General features: G+C 69.9%; 23 protein-coding genes and 1 pseudogene. 17 read left to right on the forward strand and 7 right to left on the reverse strand.

Annotated elements, in window-relative coordinates:
- Positions 1–99 precede the first annotated feature (99 nt).
- The 5 genes from hppD to ACIBVN_RS20700 all read left to right on the forward strand — a co-directional run bounded on the left by hppD (position 100) and on the right by ACIBVN_RS20700 (position 4,439).
- Positions 100–1,209, forward strand: coding sequence for a 4-hydroxyphenylpyruvate dioxygenase (hppD, locus tag ACIBVN_RS20680; protein WP_397138598.1), 1,110 nt, complete (start codon positions 100–102; stop codon positions 1,207–1,209).
- 34 nt (positions 1,210–1,243) lie between these two features.
- Positions 1,244–1,684, forward strand: coding sequence for an RDD family protein (locus ACIBVN_RS20685; RefSeq protein ID WP_397138600.1), 441 nt, complete (start codon positions 1,244–1,246; stop codon positions 1,682–1,684).
- A gap of 46 nt (positions 1,685–1,730) precedes the next feature.
- A complete protein-coding gene (locus ACIBVN_RS20690; protein WP_397138602.1) occupies positions 1,731–3,158 on the forward strand; it encodes a M1 family metallopeptidase in 1,428 nt (475 codons plus the stop codon).
- 85 nt (positions 3,159–3,243) lie between these two features.
- Positions 3,244–3,789, forward strand: a complete 546-nt coding sequence (locus ACIBVN_RS20695; protein ID WP_397138604.1) for an RNA polymerase sigma factor — start codon at positions 3,244–3,246, stop codon at positions 3,787–3,789.
- Positions 3,786–4,439, forward strand: coding sequence for a hypothetical protein (locus tag ACIBVN_RS20700; protein WP_397138606.1), 654 nt, complete (start codon positions 3,786–3,788; stop codon positions 4,437–4,439). Before ACIBVN_RS20695 ends, ACIBVN_RS20700 begins: the two co-directional genes overlap by 4 nt.
- Positions 4,440–4,505: 66 nt before the next feature.
- Here the strand turns inward: ACIBVN_RS20700 and ACIBVN_RS20705 are convergent, their stop codons facing one another.
- Positions 4,506–5,705: an ROK family protein gene (locus ACIBVN_RS20705; RefSeq protein ID WP_397138608.1), complete on the reverse strand. Its 1,200-nt coding sequence runs from the start codon at positions 5,703–5,705 to the stop codon at positions 4,506–4,508.
- Between the two features lie 25 nt (positions 5,706–5,730).
- Entirely contained in the window at positions 5,731–6,900 is a 1,170-nt protein-coding gene (locus ACIBVN_RS20710; protein WP_397138918.1) for an FIST N-terminal domain-containing protein, read from the reverse strand.
- Between the two features lie 171 nt (positions 6,901–7,071).
- Between ACIBVN_RS20710 and ACIBVN_RS20715 the strand changes: the two genes are divergently transcribed.
- The 4 genes from ACIBVN_RS20715 to ACIBVN_RS20730 all read left to right on the forward strand — a co-directional run bounded on the left by ACIBVN_RS20715 (position 7,072) and on the right by ACIBVN_RS20730 (position 11,793).
- A complete protein-coding gene (locus ACIBVN_RS20715; protein WP_397138610.1) occupies positions 7,072–8,463 on the forward strand; it encodes a sigma 54-interacting transcriptional regulator in 1,392 nt (463 codons plus the stop codon).
- Positions 8,464–8,524: 61 nt separating this feature from the next.
- Positions 8,525–9,265, forward strand: coding sequence for a hypothetical protein (locus tag ACIBVN_RS20720; protein ID WP_397138612.1), 741 nt, complete (start codon positions 8,525–8,527; stop codon positions 9,263–9,265).
- A gap of 66 nt (positions 9,266–9,331) precedes the next feature.
- Positions 9,332–11,296, forward strand: a complete 1,965-nt coding sequence (locus tag ACIBVN_RS20725; protein WP_397138614.1) for a VWA domain-containing protein — start codon at positions 9,332–9,334, stop codon at positions 11,294–11,296.
- A 32-nt stretch (positions 11,297–11,328) separates the two neighbouring features.
- Positions 11,329–11,793 (forward strand): GNAT family N-acetyltransferase, encoded by a 465-nt coding sequence (locus tag ACIBVN_RS20730; protein WP_397138616.1) that lies wholly within the window; start codon positions 11,329–11,331, stop codon positions 11,791–11,793.
- Positions 11,794–11,831: 38 nt separating this feature from the next.
- Here the strand turns inward: ACIBVN_RS20730 and ACIBVN_RS20735 are convergent.
- A pseudogene (locus tag ACIBVN_RS20735) lies at positions 11,832–12,003 on the reverse strand (VOC family protein); the annotation flags it as partial.
- Between the two features lie 79 nt (positions 12,004–12,082).
- On the opposite strand from ACIBVN_RS20735, the gene ACIBVN_RS20740 reads away from it, so the two are divergent.
- The 4 genes from ACIBVN_RS20740 (at position 12,083) to ACIBVN_RS20755 (ending at position 13,618) form a co-directional block, all read left to right on the forward strand.
- Entirely contained in the window at positions 12,083–12,217 is a 135-nt protein-coding gene (locus ACIBVN_RS20740) for a hypothetical protein (RefSeq protein ID WP_397138618.1), read from the forward strand.
- Positions 12,214–12,624: a YkvA family protein gene (locus ACIBVN_RS20745; RefSeq protein WP_397138620.1), complete on the forward strand. Its 411-nt coding sequence runs from the start codon at positions 12,214–12,216 to the stop codon at positions 12,622–12,624. Before ACIBVN_RS20740 ends, ACIBVN_RS20745 begins: the two co-directional genes overlap by 4 nt.
- A 67-nt stretch (positions 12,625–12,691) precedes the next feature.
- Positions 12,692–13,246 (forward strand): hypothetical protein, encoded by a 555-nt coding sequence (locus ACIBVN_RS20750; RefSeq protein WP_397138622.1) that lies wholly within the window; start codon positions 12,692–12,694, stop codon positions 13,244–13,246.
- A gap of 57 nt (positions 13,247–13,303) precedes the next feature.
- Positions 13,304–13,618: a hypothetical protein gene (locus ACIBVN_RS20755; RefSeq protein WP_397138624.1), complete on the forward strand. Its 315-nt coding sequence runs from the start codon at positions 13,304–13,306 to the stop codon at positions 13,616–13,618.
- A 49-nt stretch (positions 13,619–13,667) separates the two neighbouring features.
- Here ACIBVN_RS20755 and ACIBVN_RS20760 read toward each other — a convergent pair whose 3' ends face one another.
- Complete coding sequence (locus ACIBVN_RS20760; RefSeq protein WP_397138626.1) at positions 13,668–14,090, reverse strand: DUF6292 family protein; 423 nt, start codon at positions 14,088–14,090, stop codon at positions 13,668–13,670.
- Positions 14,091–14,230: 140 nt separating this feature from the next.
- Here ACIBVN_RS20760 and ACIBVN_RS20765 point away from each other — a divergent pair, with 140 nt between their 5' ends.
- Positions 14,231–14,356 carry a hypothetical protein gene (locus ACIBVN_RS20765; RefSeq protein ID WP_397138628.1) on the forward strand — a complete coding sequence of 42 codons (126 nt, stop codon included), beginning with the start codon at positions 14,231–14,233 and terminating at the stop codon, positions 14,354–14,356.
- Positions 14,357–14,366: 10 nt separating this feature from the next.
- Positions 14,367–14,801, forward strand: a complete 435-nt coding sequence (locus ACIBVN_RS20770) for a hypothetical protein (RefSeq protein ID WP_397138630.1) — start codon at positions 14,367–14,369, stop codon at positions 14,799–14,801.
- Positions 14,802–14,815: 14 nt separating this feature from the next.
- On the opposite strand, the gene ACIBVN_RS20775 is transcribed toward ACIBVN_RS20770, so the two are convergent.
- Positions 14,816–15,955, reverse strand: coding sequence for a cystathionine gamma-synthase (locus ACIBVN_RS20775; RefSeq protein WP_397138632.1), 1,140 nt, complete (start codon positions 15,953–15,955; stop codon positions 14,816–14,818).
- 123 nt (positions 15,956–16,078) lie between these two features.
- Entirely contained in the window at positions 16,079–16,267 is a 189-nt protein-coding gene (locus ACIBVN_RS20780; protein WP_397138633.1) for a hypothetical protein, read from the reverse strand.
- Between the two features lie 138 nt (positions 16,268–16,405).
- Here ACIBVN_RS20780 and ACIBVN_RS20785 point away from each other — a divergent pair, with 138 nt between their 5' ends.
- Complete coding sequence (locus ACIBVN_RS20785) at positions 16,406–17,548, forward strand: sensor histidine kinase (protein ID WP_397138635.1); 1,143 nt, start codon at positions 16,406–16,408, stop codon at positions 17,546–17,548.
- Positions 17,549–17,702: 154 nt separating this feature from the next.
- Here ACIBVN_RS20785 and ACIBVN_RS20790 read toward each other — a convergent pair whose 3' ends face one another.
- Positions 17,703–19,073, reverse strand: a complete 1,371-nt coding sequence (locus ACIBVN_RS20790; protein WP_397138637.1) for a cystathionine beta-synthase — start codon at positions 19,071–19,073, stop codon at positions 17,703–17,705.
- Between the two features lie 146 nt (positions 19,074–19,219).
- Here ACIBVN_RS20790 and ACIBVN_RS20795 point away from each other — a divergent pair, with 146 nt between their 5' ends.
- Entirely contained in the window at positions 19,220–20,227 is a 1,008-nt protein-coding gene (locus ACIBVN_RS20795) for an SGNH/GDSL hydrolase family protein (protein ID WP_397138639.1), read from the forward strand.
- Positions 20,228–20,256: the final 29 nt, after the last annotated feature.

Genomic DNA, 20,256 nt, shown 5'->3' on the forward strand with positions numbered 1-20,256 from the left:
TACAGATTTATCCGACATTTCGCGGAGAAGCTAGGCAGGTTGTCCACTGGTTCAGGTAACTCTTGCGCAGCTCGTCCAGGAAAATCGACAGTTGGACTTATGAATGACGCTTTTCCGGTCAACGGGATGGACGCCGTCGTGTTCGCCGTGGGCAACGCCAAGCAGGCGGCCCACTACTACTCGACCGCGTTCGGCATGAGGTTGGTGGCCTACCGCGGGCCCGAGAACGGCAGCCGGGACGAGGTCGCGTATGTGCTGGTCTCTGGCGGCGCCACGTTCGAGTTCCGCGCCTCGCTCCGGCCGGGCACGGACCTGTCCAGGCATGTCGCCGAGCACGGTGACGGGGTGATCGACCTGGCCATCGCGGTGCCCGACGTCGAGGCGGGGTACGCGTACGCGGTCGCCCATGGGGCCAAGGGGCTGGTGGAGCCGTACACGATGGAGGACGAGCACGGCAAGGTGCAGCTCGCGGCCATCGCCACCTACGGCGAGACCCGGCACACGCTGGTCGACAGGTCCAACTACGGCGGTCGCCACCTGCCCGGGTACGTGGCCGCGGAGCCGCTGGTCGCGCCCCCCGAGACGAAGAACGGGCGGCTTTTCCAGGCGATCGACCACTGCGTGGGCAACGTCGAGCTCGGCAAGATGGACGAGTGGGTGGAGTTCTACCGGAAGGTGATGGGCTTCACGAACATGGCGGAGTTCGTCGGCGACGACATCGCCACCGAGTACTCGGCGCTCATGTCCAAGGTCGTGGCGGACGGCTCGCGCAAGGTCAAGTTCCCGCTGAACGAGCCGGCGGTCAGCCGCAAGAAGTCGCAGATCGACGAGTTCCTGGAGTTCTACGGCGGGCCGGGGGTCCAGCACATCGCGCTGGCCACCAACGACATCCTGACCACGGTCGACCACATGCGGGCGGCCGGCGTCCAGTTCCTGGACACGCCTGACTCGTACTACGACGACCCCGAGCTGCGGGCGCGCATCGGGAAGGTGCGGGCGCCGATCGAGGAGCTGAAGAAGCGGAAGATCCTCGTGGACCGGGACGAGGACGGCTACCTGCTGCAGATCTTCACCAAGCCGGTGGAGGACCGGCCCACCCTGTTCTTCGAGCTGATCGAGCGGCACGGGTCGCTCGGGTTCGGCAAGGGCAACTTCAAGGCCCTGTTCGAGGCGATCGAGCGCGAGCAGGAACGGAGGGGCAACCTTTAGTTTGCCCCGACTTAGTGGTGGTCATCAGGACATCATGGGATCACCACCGGGGCTGGCGGGACGCTGGCGACGCCTGTTCGCCGGCGTCCTCGACTGGCTCATCGTCAACGTCGTCTCCGTCCCCTTCAACTTCTCGAGCTGGGAGTACGTCTGGGACCGGGGCCGAGGCGCGTGGGACCGTTATCCGGTGGAGCACACCTTCCTGGCCGGGCTCGTGGCCTTCCTGTACTTCTGGCTGCTGCACGCCTTCTGGAACGGTCAGACCCTGGGCAAGAGACTTTTCGGCATACGAGTCGTTCAGGAGCACGGCGGCAGGATCACCGTGACGCAGGCCGCGGTGCGGCAGGCCGTGGCGGCCGCGTTCGCCTGGCTCTGCTGCGTCGGCCTGCTGGTGGACCTCGCCTGGATCCTCTTCGACCCCCGCAAACAAGCCCTGCATGACAAGGCGGCCAGGACTGTCGTCGTCAGCGCGTAACGCAGCGTAAGCTTCTGGTCACGATTTGAAGGGGGATCGTTAGCCGATGCGTTCCAACAAGCGCTGGGTGGCAATGCTGGCGGCGCTGATCAGCGTGCTGGGCTGCTCGCCCGCGGACAAGCCACCGTCGCTCGCCGACCACCGGCTCGACGACCCGCCGCCGCTCACCGGCCACCGGCCGGGCGCGGCCGGCATCGGCGACACCGACTTCCCCACCGACGGCAACGGCGGCTACGACGTCTCCCACTACGACCTGGCCGTCGACTACACGCCGATGACCAAGCAGCTCCAGGGGGTGGCCACCATCCAGGCCGCCGCCACCCAGGACCTGTCGAGCTTCAACCTCGACCTCTCCGGGCTGACCGTGAGCAAGGTCTCCGTCAACAACTCCACCGCGACGTTCCGGCGCCAGGGCGAGGAGCTGACCGTCACGCCTGCCAAGCCGATCGACGTCAAGTCCCGCTTCTCCGTCAAGGTCGTCTACTCGGGGCAGCCCAAGCCGATCCAGGACAGCGCCAACCTGGGCACGTTCGGATTCGTCGCGACCCCTGACGGCGCGTTCGTGGCCTCCGAGCCCGACGGTTCCAAGACCTGGTTCCCCAACAACGACCACCCGGCCGACAAGGCCACGTACGACATCACGATCACCGTCCCCGCCGGGGTGACCGCCCTGGCCAACGGCGAGCTCGTCGGGCGGCCCACGACCGCCCAGGGCAAGACCACCTTCCGGTGGCGCGAGCGGCATCCGATGGCGAGCTATCTGGCGACGGCCACGATGGGCAAGTTCGCCCAGCGCGAGGGCCGCACGCCCGCCGGCATCCCGGAGATCGCCGCCGTCGATCCCAAGTTCAAGACCTCGCTCGACAAGCTGTTCACGCTCACGGGCGAGATCACCGACTACTGGTCCACGGTCTTCGGCCCCTACCCGTTCTCCTCGACCGGAGGCATCGTCGACGACTTCGCCGCCGGCTACGCGCTGGAAAACCAGACCAAGCCGCTTTACGGGGGCTTCGCGCCCGACCAGAGCATCATCGCCCACGAGCTGGCCCACCAGTGGTTCGGCAACAGCCTGTCGATCAAGCGCTGGAAGGAGCTCTGGCTCAACGAGGGCTTCGCCACGTACGCGGAGTGGCTCTGGTCGGAGCACAAGGGCGGGAAGAGCGCAGAGGCCATCTTCAACGAGTTCCACGCCCGCCCCGCCGACGACCCGATGTGGGCCTACCCGCCGGGCCGGGCCAGGCCCGACGACCTGTTCAACTTGTCGGTCTACAATCGCGGCGCCATGACGCTGCACGCCCTGCGCAAGGCCGTCGGCGACGCCACGTTCTTCAAGCTGCTCAAGACGTGGACCGCCGATCACCGCCACGGTCACGTCACGACGGACGAGTTCATCCACCTCGCCGAGCAACTGTCCGGCCAGAACCTCCGGCCACTGTTCGACGCCTGGCTCTTCCAGCCGCGCCGCCCTGCCTGATTCTTGGGCCTGATCCTTTCGGAAACGCTTCTCGTCGCTCGGTCCAAGTACGGGTGTAAGGCGAACGACGAAGGGAGCGAGGCCAGTGCGCCTCAACGAGGACCCTGCGGCCTTTGAGGCCTTCTATCGCCGCCACGTCGATGCCGTCATGCGGTTCGTGGTCCGGCGGGTGAGCGACCCTCACCTCGCCGCCGACCTGACGGCGGACATCTTCCTGGCGGTCCTGGACTCGGCGCACACCTACGTGCCCGGCCGGGGCAGCGAGATCGCCTGGCTGTACGGCGTCGCGCGCAACGTCGTGTCCGCCCAGCATCGCAAGGCGGCCAGGGAGGCGCGGGCGACCGGCCGCGTCGCCGGCCGCCGGCTGATGGACGACGACGATCTCGTCAGGATGGAGGAGCGGGTCGACGCCGAGCGCCAGATGCGCAACGCCCTGGAGGCCATGCGCGGCCTGCCCGAGGGCGAGCGCGCGGTGCTCGAACTCGTGGCGATCGACCAGCTCACCGTCACCGAAGCCGCCGCGGCCCTGGACATCAGGCAGGTGACCGCACGAGTCAGATTGCACCGGGCGAGACGGGCCCTTGAACGTGTCGCTTCACCGTCACCTGCGTACGTGGAAGGACAGGCATGAGCAACTTCGAAGAGCGACTTCTCAGTGCACTCAAGGAAGAGATCACCACGCGGAAGGCGGAGGACGGGATGACCACGACCGTGACACCGGTCGAGCGCGGCTCTCGGCGGCGCTTCGTGGGGCTGTCGGCCGCGGTGGCGGGGGTCGCCGCCGCCGCGACCGCCGTGGTGACGCTGACCGGGCTCACCGGCAGCCCGGCGTACGCGGTCACCAAGGGCGCCGACGGGGCGGTCAACGTGCAGATCAGCGAGTTCAGCGACCCCGAGGGGCTGGCCTCGGAGCTGGCCGGGGCCGGGGTCAGGGCGGTCGTGGACTACCTGCCCGAGGGGCAGACCTGCAAGGAGCCACGCGGCGAGCGCGGGTCCGCCACGGGGAGGTTCGCGGCGAGCGTCGGCAGGTCGGGCAACGGGATCTCCTTCAAGATCGAGGAGGGGCAGGTGCCAGCGGGCGAGACGCTGGTCCTGGCCGTCTCGAAGAGCAAGGAGGGTGACGACAAGCCGCCGTTCGCGATGTCGCTCAGCATCGTGAAGGGTCCGGTCGCGCCCTGCGAGGCCACCTCGATGCCCGCTCCCGGCTCCGGCGACGGCGGTGCCCGGGTGGACACCAGGACCGCGGGCCCGGACCAGGGGACCAGCCTCAACACCGAGTAACCCACTCTCCCGGGTCGGCCCATCCAGGCCCGGCGACCTTCCCGAGCAGACGGGGTCGCCGGGCCTTCAGCTCCAGTAGTGCTCCCCCGCCAAGATCAGGGCGGCGGCGCCGACCAGCCCGGCCTCCTGTCCAAGGGCGGCGGGCACGACCTCCACCCGGCGGGCGAAGCGCATCCTGGCGTGTTCCCGCAGCGCCTCCTCCAGCGGGCCGAACAGCGGCTCGCCTGCCTGCGACAGCCCGCCGCCGATGGTGACCAGGTCGAGGTCGCACAGGTGGGTGGCCGAGGCGATGGCGATGCCGAGCGCGCGCCCGGCCCGGCCCATCGCCAGCAGCGCCACCGGATCGCCGGCCAGCGCGTCCGCCGCCAGCACCCGCGCGGTGACCACCCGATCCTCCCGGTATGCGCTGGGCTCACCAGGCACGGCGCCGGACTCACCAGACGCGGTGCCAGGCCGACCAGGCACGGCGCCGGGCTCACCAGACACGGTCCCGGGACCACGAGACACGGCGCCGCGCCTGCCAGGCGCAATGCCAGGCCCCCCAGACACAGCGCCGCGCCCACCAGAGCCAGTGCCAGGGGTGCCGGTCCGCACGAGCCGCGCCCCGCCGTCCACAGCCCGTACGGCGTTCGCCGCCTCCGCTGCGACGGTCACGGACTGGGCGGCACCGGGGATCCAGCCCTGCTCCGAAGCCCAGGCGGACAGGGCGGGGCCGCGAGCGACGGACTCCAGGCAGCCGTGACCGCCACAGCCGCACCGGGGACCGCCGACGGGCTCGACGATCACGTGGCCGATGTGCCCGGCGTTGCCTGTTCTGCCGTTGACCAGCCGCCCGTTCAGGATCAGGCCGCCGCCCACGCCCGTGGACACCACCATGCCCAGCATGTCCGCCGTGCCCCGCCCAGCGCCCTTCCAGTGCTCGGCCACGGCCAGGCAGACGGCGTCGTTGTGGAGCCGTACCGGAACGCCGGGGAAACGGGCGGCCAGCCGGGCGCGCAGCGGGAAGCCGCGCCAGCCGGGGATGTTCAGCGGCGAGACCTCCCCGTCAGGCCAGGTCATGGGCCCCCCGCAGCCCACCCCGACGCCCTCGACGCCCCCGTCGACGACCTCCGAGAGCGGCTCCACGAGGTCCACGAGCGTCTTCCACAGGGTCGCGGCGTCCGCGCCCTGGGGCGTGGCGGCCCGGACGGACCGGGTCACCGTGCCGTCGCGGGCGACCAGACCGGCGGCCATCTTGGTGCCGCCGACGTCGATCGCGAGGATCACGGACGGCTCGCCGTACCGGGCCGGCTCATGGACCGGCGCTGGAGAACACCAGGACGGACGCCGTGAACCCGTGCACATGGTTGTGCCCGGCGACCGGGCCGACCTCGCCGGCGGCGAAGAAGCCGGCCATGCCGATGGGCCCCAGCGTGTCGCGCAGGGCGACCGGGTCGTGGTCCGCCGTGCCGAACATGGCCGACCCCCGGCCGTTGCAGGAGAACAGCAGCGCCCCGTCCACCCTGCCGAGTTGCTCCCGATGGGCGTCGAGCAGGTCGTACAGGTCCTCGTCGGCGGTGGCCGCGTCGCGCACCTGGAAGCGCACGGTCCTGCCGATCTCCACGATGTCGCCGATGGCCACGGCCTCGCGTTCGGGGTCGATGCCGATGACCCCCCTGATGAGGAAGTCGCCGCGCTCGTGGCGCTCGGCGTACTCGTTCATGGCCACGCCGATCTGCAGGCCGGAGGCGACCAGCTCGCGGTCGTCCTCGTCCAGCTCGCTGACGATGTCCTCCAGCCGGGCCAATGCCGGCTGACCGGCCAGCTCGAGCAGCAGGTTGTCCTCCGACGCGGTGACGACCATGCTGGGACCGATCGGGCGGCAGCCCTGGCTCACCACGGTGCTGATCCTGACCGGGCCGCTGATCAGCACGCCGATCGCGCCCTCGGTGTAGACCTCGCCGTCGGCGAACAGCCGTACGGAGCCCCGGCCCTGCAGCCCGTTGGCCAGCCCGCCGATCAGCGGCAGCTCGCCGAGCACATCGACCGAGCGCTCCACGAAGGCGTCGGTCGGGAAGGTGTACGGGTCGGCCAGCAGGATCGCCACATGGTCGTCCCCACCCCGCTCGGGCAGCCCGACCACCACGAACCTGTCCTCGGCGGCCAGCGTCTCCAGCGCGAAGGTCGTCAGCCTCGCGCCGTCCAAGGTCGCCGCCCACGCGCTCACGGCAGGCGTCAGCTCGACTCCTTGCCCGTCGCCGATCACCCCCGTGGCGCTGCAGCCGATCACGTGCGCGTCGGGTGCGAGCTTCATCGCTGCCTCACCGGCTCGCGCGACGGTATCCGGGTCGTCGCCGCAGATGAAGAAGCAGACCAAGTCAGCTCGTCCGCTGAGCCTCGACAGTGCCCGGCCGACGGCGGTCTCCGCGGCCTCCACCAGGTCGGAACCCACGGCGAGGCCGTCGGCGAAGCGGCTTGTCATCAGTGCCACGGGTCTCGCCTCCCTCGACATGTCAAAGTTCCCTAGGCCGCATTCTCCCCACTAAAAGGACAAGCACGCACACGAACCATCACTCAGTGGTTGATCTCCGAAATCTCCGCCAGATGCGAAAGTCTCTGCCGCATTGCTCGCGGGGGACGTAGTCTCGATCCCGTGCATCAGCCACGTATTCTCCGCGAGTTGCGAGAGAGCGGCCACGTTCATCGCACCGTCAAAGCCGAAGTCCGGGAAAACCTGCTGGCCAAGCTGCGGGCGGGTGAGCCCCGTTTCCCCGGCATCGTGGGCTTCGACGACTCCGTCCTGCCGCATCTGGAGCGGGCGCTGCTCGCCGGGCACGACCTGGTGCTCCTCGGCGAGCGCGGCCAGGGCAAGACCCGGCTCATCCGCACCATCACGGGCCTGCTGGACGAATGGACCCCGGTCGTCGAGGGTTGCGAGATCAACGACCATCCGTACGCGCCGGCCTGCACGCGCTGCCAGGCGCTCGCGCGGGAGCTGGGTGACGACCTGCCGGTCGCGTGGAAGCACCGCGACGATCGCTACGGCGAGAAGCTCGCCACGCCCGACACCTCCGTGGGCGACCTGATCGGCGACGTCGACCCGATCAAGATCGCGGAAGGGCGCACGCTAGGCGATCCCGAGACCGTCCACTACGGCCTGGTGCCCCGCACCAACCGCGGCGTCTTCTCGGTCAACGAGCTGCCCGACCTGGCCGAGCGGATCCAGGTGTCGCTGCTCAACGTGCTGGAGGAGCGCGACATCCAGGTACGCGGCTACAACCTGCGGCTGCCGCTGGACATCCTGCTCATCGCCAGCGCCAACCCCGAGGACTACACCAACAGGGGCCGGATCATCACCCCGCTGAAGGACCGCTTCGGCGCGGAGATCCGCACCCACTACCCCCTGACGGTGGAGGACGAGCTCACGCTCATCCGCCAGGAGTCCATGCCGGACATCGGCGCCGACGTGCCCGAGCACCTGGTCGAGGTCATCGCCAGGTTCACCCGGCTCGTCCGCGAGTCCACGGCCGTGGACGCCCGCTCCGGCGTGTCGGCGCGCTTCTCGATCGCCGCCGCCGAGACCGCCGCGGCCTCGGCCGTGCGCAGGGCCGCGATCGCGGGCGAGGAGCAGGCCGTCACGCGCGTGGTCGACCTGGCCTCCGTGGTCCACAGCCTGCGGGGCAAGGTGGAGTTCGAGGTCAGCGAGGAGGGCAGGGAGACCGAGATCCTCGCTCACCTGCTGCGCAGGGCCACGGCGGAGACGTTCAGGACCCGGCTGGGCGGCATGGACCTGTCCGCGATCATCGACAAGTTCTCCGAGGGCACCCAGGTGGAGTCTGGCGAGCTGGTCCCCGCGGGCGAGCTCCTGCACCGGATGGGTCCCGTCCCCGGGCTGGCGAAGGTCATGTCCCGGCTCGGCATGGGAGCGGGCGAGGAGTCGCCCGGGCACGCGGCGGCGGCCCTGGAGTTCGCGCTGGAGGGGCTTTACCTCATGCGGCGCCTGTCCAAGGAGGACATGGACGGAGTCTCCGTCTACCGCACGTGAACAACCCGGCGGTCTCCGGCGTCAAATGGGTAGCTGATCCACCCTGACGAGGAGACCGCCCATGCGTTTGCTTGCCTGTGCCGCCGCTCTCGCCATGAGCTTCTCCGCCGCGCCCGCTTCCGCGCAGGCCACCGAGGTCGTGTACGGGTACGCCTGGGCCGACGGCAAGGGGCACCTGCGAATCGTGCCCAAGTCGGCCACTTTCGTGCGGAAAGACGGCTTCCTGGGCTACCGGCTCAAGACGGTGGCCAAGGCCAAGGAAGTGCGGCTCGGCTACACCCGCGCGTCCTACCGCCGCGTCACGGTGACCTGCGACCTGAAGGAGACCGAGGGCCGGGTGGCCCTCGACGCCAAGGGGCTGGGCAGGACGGCCTGCAAGCCCGGCGATCTCGACGACGCGATGGGCCGCGGCCCCGTTCCGCTGCGCGTCGAGTACCGCGGCTCCAATGCCGTCAAGGTCAACGAGTTCCTGGTCACGGAGTGGCCCGGCTCGCGTACCGCACGCGGCACTCTCAAGCGCGTCAACGACACCACCGTGCTGTTCGCGACCGGCGGAAAGCAGGTCAAGCTCGGGTACACGTACGCCACGTCCTTCCACCGGACCACGGCGCGGTGCCGGGACGGATGGCTGGCGGGCGAGCCGGTCAACGCCGACAAGAACGGGCTCGGCAAGAAGTCGTGCACCTCGGCCGACCTGACCAGAGCACTCAAGACGGTCAAGCACCCCGTACTCGTGAAGATCAACTACACGCCCGGGGTCGACGGCGTGAACGAGGTGTGGGAGGTCTTCGGGGACGCCTAGCCGGCCCCGCCGAGAAGGCCGACAGGGGACGCATAACCGGGCGGATCGGGTTAGCGTGGGTGCGTGATGGCCTTTCGCTATGGCGAGTACCACGACGGCCCCGACCCCCTCGCCCCGCCCTATGACGTGCGGGCGGCCCTCGACGAGATGGGCGACGCGATCCTCTCCGGCTCGACGCCGGTCCACGCCCTGCGCGACCTGCTCAAGCGCGGGCTCCCCGGCACGCAGGACCGCCGCGGGCTCGACGACATGCTCAGGGAGGTACGCAGGCGCCGGCGCGACCTGCGCGAGCGCGGGCGGCTCGACGGCACCCTCGAAAAGGCGCGGGCGCTGCTCGACAAGGCCATCGGGCAGGAGCGGGCCGAGTTGTTCCCCGACCCGTCCGACGACGCGCGGCTGCGGGAGGCAGGGCTCGACGCGCTGCCCGATGACACGGCGAGCGCGATCCAGGAGCTGAGCACGTACGACTGGCGCTCGTCGGCGGCGCGCCAGACGTTCGAGGAGTTGCGGGACCTGCTGCGGCGGGAGGTCCTGGACAGCCAGTTCAGGGGCCTGCGGGACGCCCTCGCCAACCCGGACCCCGAGGCGATGGAACGCGTCCGGCAGATGATGTCGGACTTGAACGACATGCTGGACAAAGACGCCCGCGGCCAGCACACGCAGGCGGATTTTGACGCCTTCATGGGGAAATACGGCGACTTGTTCCCCGAGAAGCCGCGCAACCTGGAGGAGCTCGTCGACATCCTGGCCCGCCGCGCCGCCGCCACGCAGCGCATGCTTGCCTCGATGACCCCACGCCAGCGGGAGGAGCTCGCCAACCTGATCAACCAGACCCTCGACCAGGCCGGGCTCTCCGACGAGATGCGCCGGCTCGGCGAGGCCCTCTACGCCCGCCGCCCCGACCTCGCCTGGAACGCCCCCGAGCGCCTCACCGGCGAAGAGCCCCTGGCCATGGGCGACGCCGTCACGGCCCTTGAGGAGCTGGCCGACCTCACCCAGCTGGAGACCGCTCTGCGCCAGGACTACCCGGGCGCGCGGCTGGACGACATCGACGAGGCCGCCGTACGCCGCGCGCTCGGCCGCTCGGCCGTGGACGACCTGGAGGCGCTCAAGCGCATCGAACGCGAGCTGGAGCAGCAGGGCTACCTCCTGCGCCGCCGCGGCAAGCTCGAGCTCACCCCCAAGGCGGTCCGGCGGCTGGGCGAGACGGCGCTGCGCCGCGTGTTCGCCTCCCTCGACGCGGGCCGCCGCGGCGACCACGACCAGCACGACGCGGGCTCGGCCGGAGAGCTCACAGGCTCGTCCCGGCCGTGGCGCTTCGGCGACGAGCAGCCCATCGACGTGGTCCGCACGCTGGTGAACGGCGTACGCAGCGGCGGCGTCACCCCCAAGGGCAGCGGGGGTACGGCCCTGCGGTTGTCGGTGGACGACTTCGAGGTCGCCGAGACCGAGCGCCGCTCCGCCGCCGCCGTCTGCCTCCTGGTGGACCTGTCGTACTCGATGGCCCTGCGCGGCACCTGGGCCGCCGCCAAGCAGACGGCCCTGGCGCTCCAGGCCCTGGTGGCGTCCAAGTTCCCGCAGGACGCCGTCCAGATCATCGGCTTCTCCAACTACGCCAGGGTCCTGCAGCCGGACGAGCTGGCGGGCCTCGACTGGGACATGGTCCAGGGCACCAACCTGCACCACGCCCTCCTGATCGCCGGCCGCCACCTCGACCGCCACCCCGACTTCGAGCCGGTGGTGCTGGTGGTCACGGACGGCGAGCCCACGGCCCACCTCATGCGCAACGGCAGGTCGGCGTTCGAGTGGCCGCCCTCGCACGAGACCCTCGAGCTCACGCTGGCCGAGGTCGACAAGATGACCCGCCGCCGGGCCACGCTCAACGTCTTCATGCTGGCGGCGGACGACCGGCTGAAGGAGTTCGTGGACGAGGTGGCCCGCAGGAACGGGGGCCGCGTCTTCTCGCCGAGCGCCGAGCGTCTGGGCGAGTACGTGGTCAGCGACTTCCTCCGTCTCCGCCGCGCCCGCTGAATTGTCGGCGGCCTTTGGCAGTCTTGCTCGGCATGAGCGATGACGTGCTGATCCGAGACGTGGTGGAGGCCGACCTGGAGGTGTTCCTGGAGCTGGAGCACGATCCGGAGGCGGTCCGGAGATCGAAGTTCCGTCCCCGGCCCCGGGAGGCGTTCCTCCGCCACTGGACCACCCAGATCCTCGGCGACCTCACCGTGTTCGTGCAGGCCGTCACGGTGGACGGCGATCTGGCCGGAAACATCATGGCCTGGTGGGAAGGAGACAGACGCTTCATCGGCTACTGGTTCGGCCGCCGGTTCTGGGGCCGCGGCATCGGCACCCGCGCCCTGGAGCTCTTCCTGCGGCAGGAGAAGGCCCGCCCCCTCTACGCCGACCCCTTCGAGGGAAACACCGCGTCCGTCCGGCTCCTGGAGAAGCACGGTTTCCAGCGGTCGGGGACGGTGCGCCACGGCGAGGACGAGCACATCATGCTGGTGCTCCACGCCCCGGCGCCCTAGCTCCTGCCGCCGGCCCACTGAAACAGGGCCGTCGCCGGTCAGCCGTGCAATCGCAGGTGCAGGTTGCCCTCTGGATCGGTCAGCATGTGCCACGACTCCTGCCCGGTCTGCCCCATCTCGGCGGGCCTGGCACCGATGCCCGGCCTCCTGATCGCGATCGGCCGGATGGACGTCGATGTGCAGTGGCAGTTTGCCCGGCTTCGGGCTGTCGCTGACACGGCATGCCAAGCGGTCGTCCGTACCCGACCCACGAGGTCAGAGCCCGATGTCACGGCTATAACATGACGGCGTGACGGACCCCGCCGCGGACCTGACCGCGTTCGAGCAGGCAGCCCTCGCAGCGGAGGCCCCCGACACGCTGTCCGCCGACGGACGGTTGCTCCTGACCCCAGTCACGGGAGCACGTGAGAGCGGGCGGGCATGACCGGCTGGTGGGGATGGGACCTGCTGATCGGGCTGGCGGTCGCGCTCCTCGCCGTCTGGGCTGCGCTGATCGCGGCGCTGGTGGTCGTACGGCCGCGCGGCGGCATGCTGCGTGAAGCGCTCCGGCTGCTCCCCGACGTGCTGCGCCTGGTCCGCCGCCTGGCCGCCGACCCCGCCCTGCCCCGTGGTGTCCGCGTACGGCTCGGTCTGCTGCTGGCCTACCTGGCCATCCCCATCGACCTGGTGCCCGACTTCATCCCGCTCCTCGGTTACGCCGACGACGCCATCATCGTCACCGCGGTGCTGCGCTCGGTCGTACGACGTGCCGGGATCGACCCGGTACGCCGCCACTGGCCCGGCACCGACGACGGCTTCGCCGCACTGTGCCGCCTGACCGGCCTGAAATGACCCCTCGGAGGAGCCGTCTCAGCGCCGTGTGACTGCCGTATCAGCGGGGGGCGCGATCGTCTGCCACATGGAGAACACCAAGTCCCAGACCCGTCCCCGCACCGTCACCGTCGCCGCCGTCCTGCAGCTGCTGTTCGCGCTGGCCTTCCTGATCGCCCCCGTGGCGGGCCTCGTCTACGGCGCCGAAGTCAAGGCCGCGATCGAGGCCGAACTCGTCCGGCAAGGCCTGTCCCCCTCCATCCTGGCCGAGAACGGCATCCAGCTCGACGAGGGCGGCTATGCGCTGGTGCTGCCCTTGGCCACCACGGCGATCGCCGCGATCCTGGCGTGGCTGAACCTCGCGGGGAAGCGCATCGGCCGGATCCTGACCCTGATCGTTCAACCGATCTTCCTCGCCCTGGACGTCTTCATCCTCGCCACCCAAGTGTCGCGGGTGCGGGATTTCCAGGCGATCCTCGGTGAGACCGCGGACGTGCAGGCGATCTTCGATGCCGGCGGGCGCGTCTACCCGGCGTGGCTGCTCGCCGTGTCCAACGGCCGCCTCGCCTTCACCATGCTGGCCTCGCTGGCCGTCATCGTCCTGCTCCTGCTCCCGACGGCTCGCGCCTACTTCCGGAAGTGACGCGGCGCCGAGAAACCACTTGTCAAGATCGGCCCTGACACGCGATCATGAACGTCCGTGACGAAAAAGATCCTTTCCAGCGTTGCCGGCATCGCTCTCGGGGCCGCCGCCCTCATCGGCGGCACCGCCTCCCCCGCCGCCGCGATCAGCGGCTGCTCCAAGACCGGGAGCACCGACCACTCCGTGAGCGTCAAGTGCACCAGCGGGCTGGAGACCTACTTCCGGGTCTACGGCTACTTCTGTTCCACCTCGTCCTGCTCGTACGTGCCGGGCAGCCTGGTCTACAAGGGCAGCACGAGCAAGGCCACGAGCGGCGCCTACTACAGCGGCAAGTGGTACGTGAAGGGCTGCTACGTGACCGACGGCTGCTGAGTCGCCAGGGCCTGGGCCTCTCCCGGAGGTCCAGGCTCGCGAGGTGGCGCTAGGCGTCGATGAGGCGGGTGTAGAAGGCGAGGGCCACGTCGAAGCCGTCGCGGCAGTTGCGGTGGGAGCGGTAGCAGGGCCGCCAGGCGGAGCTGGCGCCGACTCCGGCCCTCGCGTCGCTGAGGGCCGTCGGTACGCGTTCCGGCTTGGGCAGGAGACCGTGGCCCAGGTAACGGATGCCGTTCAGCTCGGTGTGGGCGCCGCGGCCGCCCGAGACGAACGTGCCCAGGCGCCAGCCGCTCTCCTCGTCCCACACCAGCGCGGTGCCGTCGGCGAGCCGGAGAGTGGCGTCGCGCGGATCGCAGGGCCCCTCCCACCAGTCCGCCACCTCAGGTCCGAGAACGTCGATGACCTGCCGCACATAGCTGGTCGGCTGCTGCAGCCACTCGTCGGTGTACGGCTCGACGTGCCTGATGGCCACGGACGGCACCCCCTTGTGCCCTAACGGTAAGAAGAAAAAGACAGGTAGCAACCATACCCGGGGCGAACTTATTCCGTTGCACGGACGTCTAGTCATTACGGACGATATTTAAGTCCGACACGGGTAAGGAGGGGTGCCTCATGATAGCCACGGTTCTCCTCATCGTCCTGATGGTCGTCGCCGTCGCGACCACAGAGCTGATCATGCGGTGCTCCGAGAAGAGCAAAGAGGGTGTCGAGTCCCCCAGCGAGATCACCGGCGACTAGTCTCTGCGGCATGTCGTCCCTGCTTCTCTGGCTGCACATCGGATTCGCGATCTTCACCATCGGCCCGGTCACCGCCGCGACGATGGCCGCGCCGCGCGTCATCCGCAACAAGAACGTGTCCGCGCTGCAGTTCATCCAGCGCCTGACGAGGATCTACAGTCTCGGCACCCTGGGCGTGTTCGTGTTCGGGCTGGCGCTCGGCGCGGTCATGGGCCAAGGGCTGCTCGGCAAGTGGTACATGACAGCCTCGATGACGCTGTTCATCGTGGCCGCGGTGCTGCTCGTCATCATCGACCGCGACCTGCGTACCGCCGTCCGGGCGCTCTCGAGCGAGAGCGCCGAGGACGACGCGAAGGTGCAGAACGGGCGGATCGCCGCGATCAGCGGGCTCCTGTCCGTGATCTGGCTGGTGATCCTCTTCCTGATGGTGGTCCCGACCGGCTGAGGGCCTTCAGACGCTTACCCGAGCGCCTGCGTGAGGTCCGCGAGCAGGTCGTCGATGGTCTCGATGCCGACGGACAGCCGCACCAGGTCGCTGGGCACCTCCAGCGGCGACCCGGCCGCCGAGGCGTGCGTCATCCTGCCCGGATGCTCGATCAGCGACTCCACTCCGCCCAGCGACTCGCCCAGCGTGAAGATCTTCGCCCGGTTGCACACCTCCACGGCCTCCGCCTCGCCACCGGCGACGCGGAACGACACCATGCCCCCGAACCGCCTCATCTGCTTGGCCGCCACCTCGTGCCCCGCGTGCTCGGCCAGCCCCGGGTAGAGCACCTGGGTCACCCGGGGGTGGGCCAGCAGCAGGTCGACGACGCGCTCGGCGTTGTCGCAGTGGCGATCCATGCGTACGCCGAGCGTCTTGAGCCCGCGCAGCGTCAGCCACGCGTCGAAGGGCCCGGCCACCGCGCCCATCGCGTTCTGGTGGTAGGCCAGCTCCTCCCCCAGCCCGCGATCGACGGTGATCAGCGCGCCGCCGACCACGTCGGAGTGCCCGCCCACGTATTTGGTGGTCGAGTGGACGACGACATCCGCCCCCAGCAGCAGTGGCTGCTGGAGGTACGGCGACGCGAAGGTGTTGTCGACCACCAGCAGCGAGCCGTTGTCGTGGGCCAGCTGCGCCAGCGCGGCGATGTCGGCGATGCCGAGCAGCGGGTTGGTGGGGGTCTCGACCCAGACGACCTTCGTCTTCTGGGTCATCGCCGCCGCCACGGCGTCGAGGTCGTGCAGCGGGACCGGGTCGTAGTGCAGGTCCCAGCGCTGGTGGACCTTGGCGAACAGCCGGTACGTCCCGCCGTACGCGTCGTTGGGGATGATGACGTGGTCCTGCGGCTTGCACACCGTGCGCAGCAGGGTGTCCTCGGCGGCCAGCCCCGAGGCGAACGCCAGCCCGCGCACGCCGCCCTCCACCGCCGCCAGCGCCTCTTCCAGCGCCGTCCTGGTGGGGTTGGCCGAGCGGCTGTACTCATATCCGGAACGCAGGCCCCCCACACCGTCCTGCTTGTAGGTGGACGTCGCGTAGATAGGCGGAACGACCGCACCCGTCACCGGGTCGGGCTCTTGACCTGCGTGGATGGCCAGCGTCTCAAAACCGTTGCTCATAGAGGCCACGTTAATGGAAGTCGGCCCGCGATCCGTCCCCTCCGGATCGCGGGCCGCTCGCGGGACGCCGTCCCCCAACGGCCCCGCGATGGCTCGCGCACCATGCCCGCGCGAGCCAGGTCCTCAGGCCGCCTGCGGCTCGTTGCGGTCCTGGCGGCGCTCGAGCCGTACGATGTCCGCCTCGACGAACCGGCCGCTGCCGCCCTCCGCGGCCTCCCCGTTGATGCGGGAGAGCAGAACTGGGTCGGCCAGCGCGAGCAGCACCCCGACCAGCAGCCCGACGCCCAGCAACACGAACCCGATAGCCACCATTTCCTGTCCCCTTCCGACATATCCCAGCATCGGGTACGTCCCCCGGCTTCCGCCTCCGCTGAAGGATTGGTCTCTGGCGGCCCGGCTCGGCCGAACGGTTGATACGACATGTACGACTTCCGGCCTAGGCTCGGGGCCGTGGGGGAGACCAAGCGCATCGTGTACTGGATCCGGCGGCTCAGCGAGATCGCGATGATCGGCTGGCTGGGCATGATGCTGCTGATCGACCTCGTACTGGCCGTCGGCATCGGGAGCTTCCAGTGGCTCGTGCCCTTCTGCGGCGCGTGCGGCATCGCGGCCGTGGCGCTGCGGCGCAAGCGCCGGGTCGAAGGGTTCAGCGCCCTGCTGGCCCTGTCTCTCTGCACGTCGGTCGTGCTCGGGAGCAGCGGGCTCGTGGCCGCGCCCGGCATGGCGGAGACCGGGTCTCTGCTCATCCTGATCATCGGCGTGCTGCGGCACGTGGAGCCGGTCCGGCGGGCGGCGCTGCTCGCGTGCGTGGGGCTGATCGTGCTGATGGCCGAGGCCGTCGGGCGCCAGTACCACAACGCGGGGTTGGTGTTCTCGTTCCTGCTGTTCGCAGGGTGGTCGACGGCGACGGGCGTCGGCGGCTACCTCCGCTTCCAGCAGGAGCGCCGCGTGGAGGCCGTCCACTCGGTACGGCGGGCGGAACGGCTCGAGCTGGCCAGGGAACTGCACGACCTGGTCGCCCACTACATCACGGGCATCGTGGTCCAGGCCCAGGCCGCGCGAACGGTCGCCGAGACGAGCCCGGAGGCGGTCACGCCCGCGCTCGACGCCATCGCCGCGGCCGGTTCGGAGGCGCTGACCTCGATGCGGCGCATGGTCACGGTGCTGCGTACCGAGGACGACGCGGCCCGCAAGCCCGGCGTCACGCTGGCCGACCTGCGGATGCTGACCGACCGGTTCTCCGCTGACGGGCCGCAGGTGGCGTTCGAGATCGGGCAGGGGCTGGACGATCGCACGCTGCCGCCGGAGGTCATGACCACCCTGCACCGGGTGCTCCAGGAGGCGCTCACGAACGTGCGCAAGCACGCCTCCCGCGCCGCCTGGGTCGAAGCGGATCTGCGGCGCCACGAGAAGGCGGTGGTGCTGCGGGTGCGGAACTTCGGGGCCGCGTCAGATCCGCGGGTCTCCCGCCTCGGCGGCGGGTTCGGGCTGGTGGGGATGGCCGAACGGGTCGAGGCGCTGGGCGGCCGGCTCCACGCGGGCCCCTCCCCGCAGGGCGCCTGGGAGGTGGTCGCCGAGTTCCCCCTCCCCTAGCTCGCAGGCAGCGGCCCTGGCGGCACGAGGCGCTGGCTGAGGCCGGGCTGGAGACCACGGTGCCGGGCGCGCTCAAAGCGCTGTTCGAGCGCGCCGACGCCGAGGGGCACGGCCACGAGGGCCTCGGCACCGTGATCGAGTCGAGCAGAAAGCCCTAGTGGTTGGCCAGGAAGGCGAGCAGGTCCTGCCTGGTGATCAGGCCCGACGGCTTGCCGTCCTCAAGCACGACCGCCGCATCGGCCTTCTCCAGCGCTTCAACCGCACGGGACACAGGTTCACCACTGCCGATCATGGGTAGCGGCGCTGACATGTGATCGGCGATCGGGTCGTCGGAGGAGAGCCTGCCGTGATAGAGGGCTTCGAGGAGGTCGCGCTCGACGATGGAGCCGACCACCTCGGCCGCCATGACCGGCGGCTCCTCCTTCATCACCGGGAGCTGGGAGACCGAGTATTCGCGCATGATCGAGATGGCGGTCTTGACGGACTCGTGCGGATGCGCGTGCACGAACTCCGGCAGCCCCGGCCCCTTCCTGGACAGCACGTCGCCGACCAGCCCCTCTTCGGAGGACGTGGTCAGGAAGCCGTAGTCGGCCATCCAGTCGTCGTTGAAGATCTTCGACAGGTAGCCGCGGCCGCCGTCCGGCAGCAGCACGACGATCACGTCGTCGGGCGCCGCCGTGGCCGCCACGCGCAGCGCCGCCACGACCGCCATCCCGCACGAGCCGCCGACCAGGAGCCCCTCCTCGCGGGCCAGCCGGCGGGTCATGTTGAACGACTCCTTGTCGGACACCGCGATGATCTCGTCGCAGATCTTGGTGTCGTACGTGGCCGGCCAGATGTCCTCGCCGACCCCTTCCACGAGGTACGGCCGGCCGGTGCCGCCCGAGTAGACCGAGCCCTCGGGGTCGGCCCCGATGATCTTCACCCGCCCGCCGGAGATCTCCTTGAGGTAGCGGCCGGTGCCGCTGATCGTGCCGCCGGTGCCGATGCCCGCGACGAAGTGGGTGATCCGGCCCTCGGTCTGCTCCCAGATCTCCGGACCCGTCGAGTGGTAGTGGGAGTCGGGGTTGTTGACGTTGGAGTACTGGTCGGGCTTCCAGGCGTTCGGCACCTCGCGGGCCAGCCGGTCGGACACCGAGTAGTACGAGTCAGGGTGATCGGGCGAGACCGCGGTCGGGCAGACCACGACCTCCGCCCCGTACGCCCGCAGCACCGAGATCTTGTCCTGGGCCACCTTGTCCGGCACCACGAACAGGCACCGGTACCCCTTCTGCTGAGCCACGATCGCCAGCCCCACGCCGGTGTTGCCGGAAGTCGGCTCGACGATCACGCCGCCGGGACGCAGCGCGCCCGACGCCTCCGCGGCCTCGATCATCCGTACCGCGATGCGGTCCTTGACCGAGCCTCCCGGATTGAGATACTCGACCTTGGCCAGCACCTGGGCGGGCAACCCCGCATTGACTTTGTGCAGCCGGACGAGCGGAGTGTTCCCGATCAGATCGACCAGGGAATCGTAAACGCGCACCGAGGTGTTCACCTTCTTTGCCGAAGCTTGGTCAGCTTGTCTGTGGCCGAGATCCATTGGGGGTGGCAGGCCCTCGACTAGTTTTCAAGCAAACGCTACCGCCGAGTCCGACTAGGAGGACACGTACCGTGGTCTGGCCAGCTGGTATGGCGCGTGCGGCACGCAAGATCGCCGCCGCGGCGGCGCTCGGTGGTGGCGGGCTGACCGCTCTCGGCGCCACGGCATACGGTCTGCTGATCGCCGAAGGGCTGCTCGCGCGCAAGGCCATCGGGCGCCCGCACGGGCTCGACGGGCCGCCGTCCGACGGGACGTACGGCGACTTCCCCGGCGAACCACTCAAGATGGCCATGCTCGGCGATTCCACCTCCGTCGGGCTCGGCATGACGGAACACAGCGACACCCCGGGTGTGCTGCTCGCCAACGGCCTGGCCTCGGTGGCGGAGCGTCCGGTGCACCTGCTCGTCGCCGGCAAGTCGGGCGCGCCGTCGTCCGAGCTGGGCGAGCAGGTGGACAAGGCCCTGGCCATGGAGCCCGACGTGGCGGTGATCTTCGTGGGGGCCAACGACATCATCACGCAGACGCCGCCGGCGATCGCCGTACGCCATCTGACCAAGGCGGTGCGGCGGCTGCGTGACGCGGGGGTCGAGGTGGTCGTGGGCACCTGTCCCGATCTCGGCACGGTGCGGCCGATCGCGCAGCCGCTGCGCTGGGTGACGCGGCGCTGGAGCCGCCAGCTCGCGGCGGCGCAGACGGTGGCGGTGGTCGACGCGGGCGGCCGTACGGTGGCGTTCGCGGACGTCCTGGGGCCAGAGTTCGCTACAAATCCGACAGAAATGTTCGGACCGGATCGTTTCCATCCATCTGCCCGAGGTTACGCGCAGGCCGCTAACGCAGTGCTACCGTCGGTGTGCGCTGCGTTGGGGCTGTGGCCTGAGCCGCGGCCCGCACGTGGCGAAGCACTGCAACCGATCTACCTCGCGGCGGCTACGGCCGCGGAGGAGCCCGGCACCGAGGTCACCGCGACCCGGGTCGACGGGCGGGCGACGGGCCTGCACGGGAAGTGGGCGACGTTGCTCCGCCGGCGGCTCGGCGTGACGTTCAACGACGCCCGGCGTCTGACGTCCAGGCTCGACGAGACGCTCGACGACGCCTGACGTCCGACGCTCAGGCCAGGCGGGACACG

Origin of the sequence: Nonomuraea sp. NPDC049400 (genome assembly GCF_044466425.1) — a bacterium.
Taxonomy (GTDB): domain Bacteria; phylum Actinomycetota; class Actinomycetes; order Streptosporangiales; family Streptosporangiaceae; genus Nonomuraea.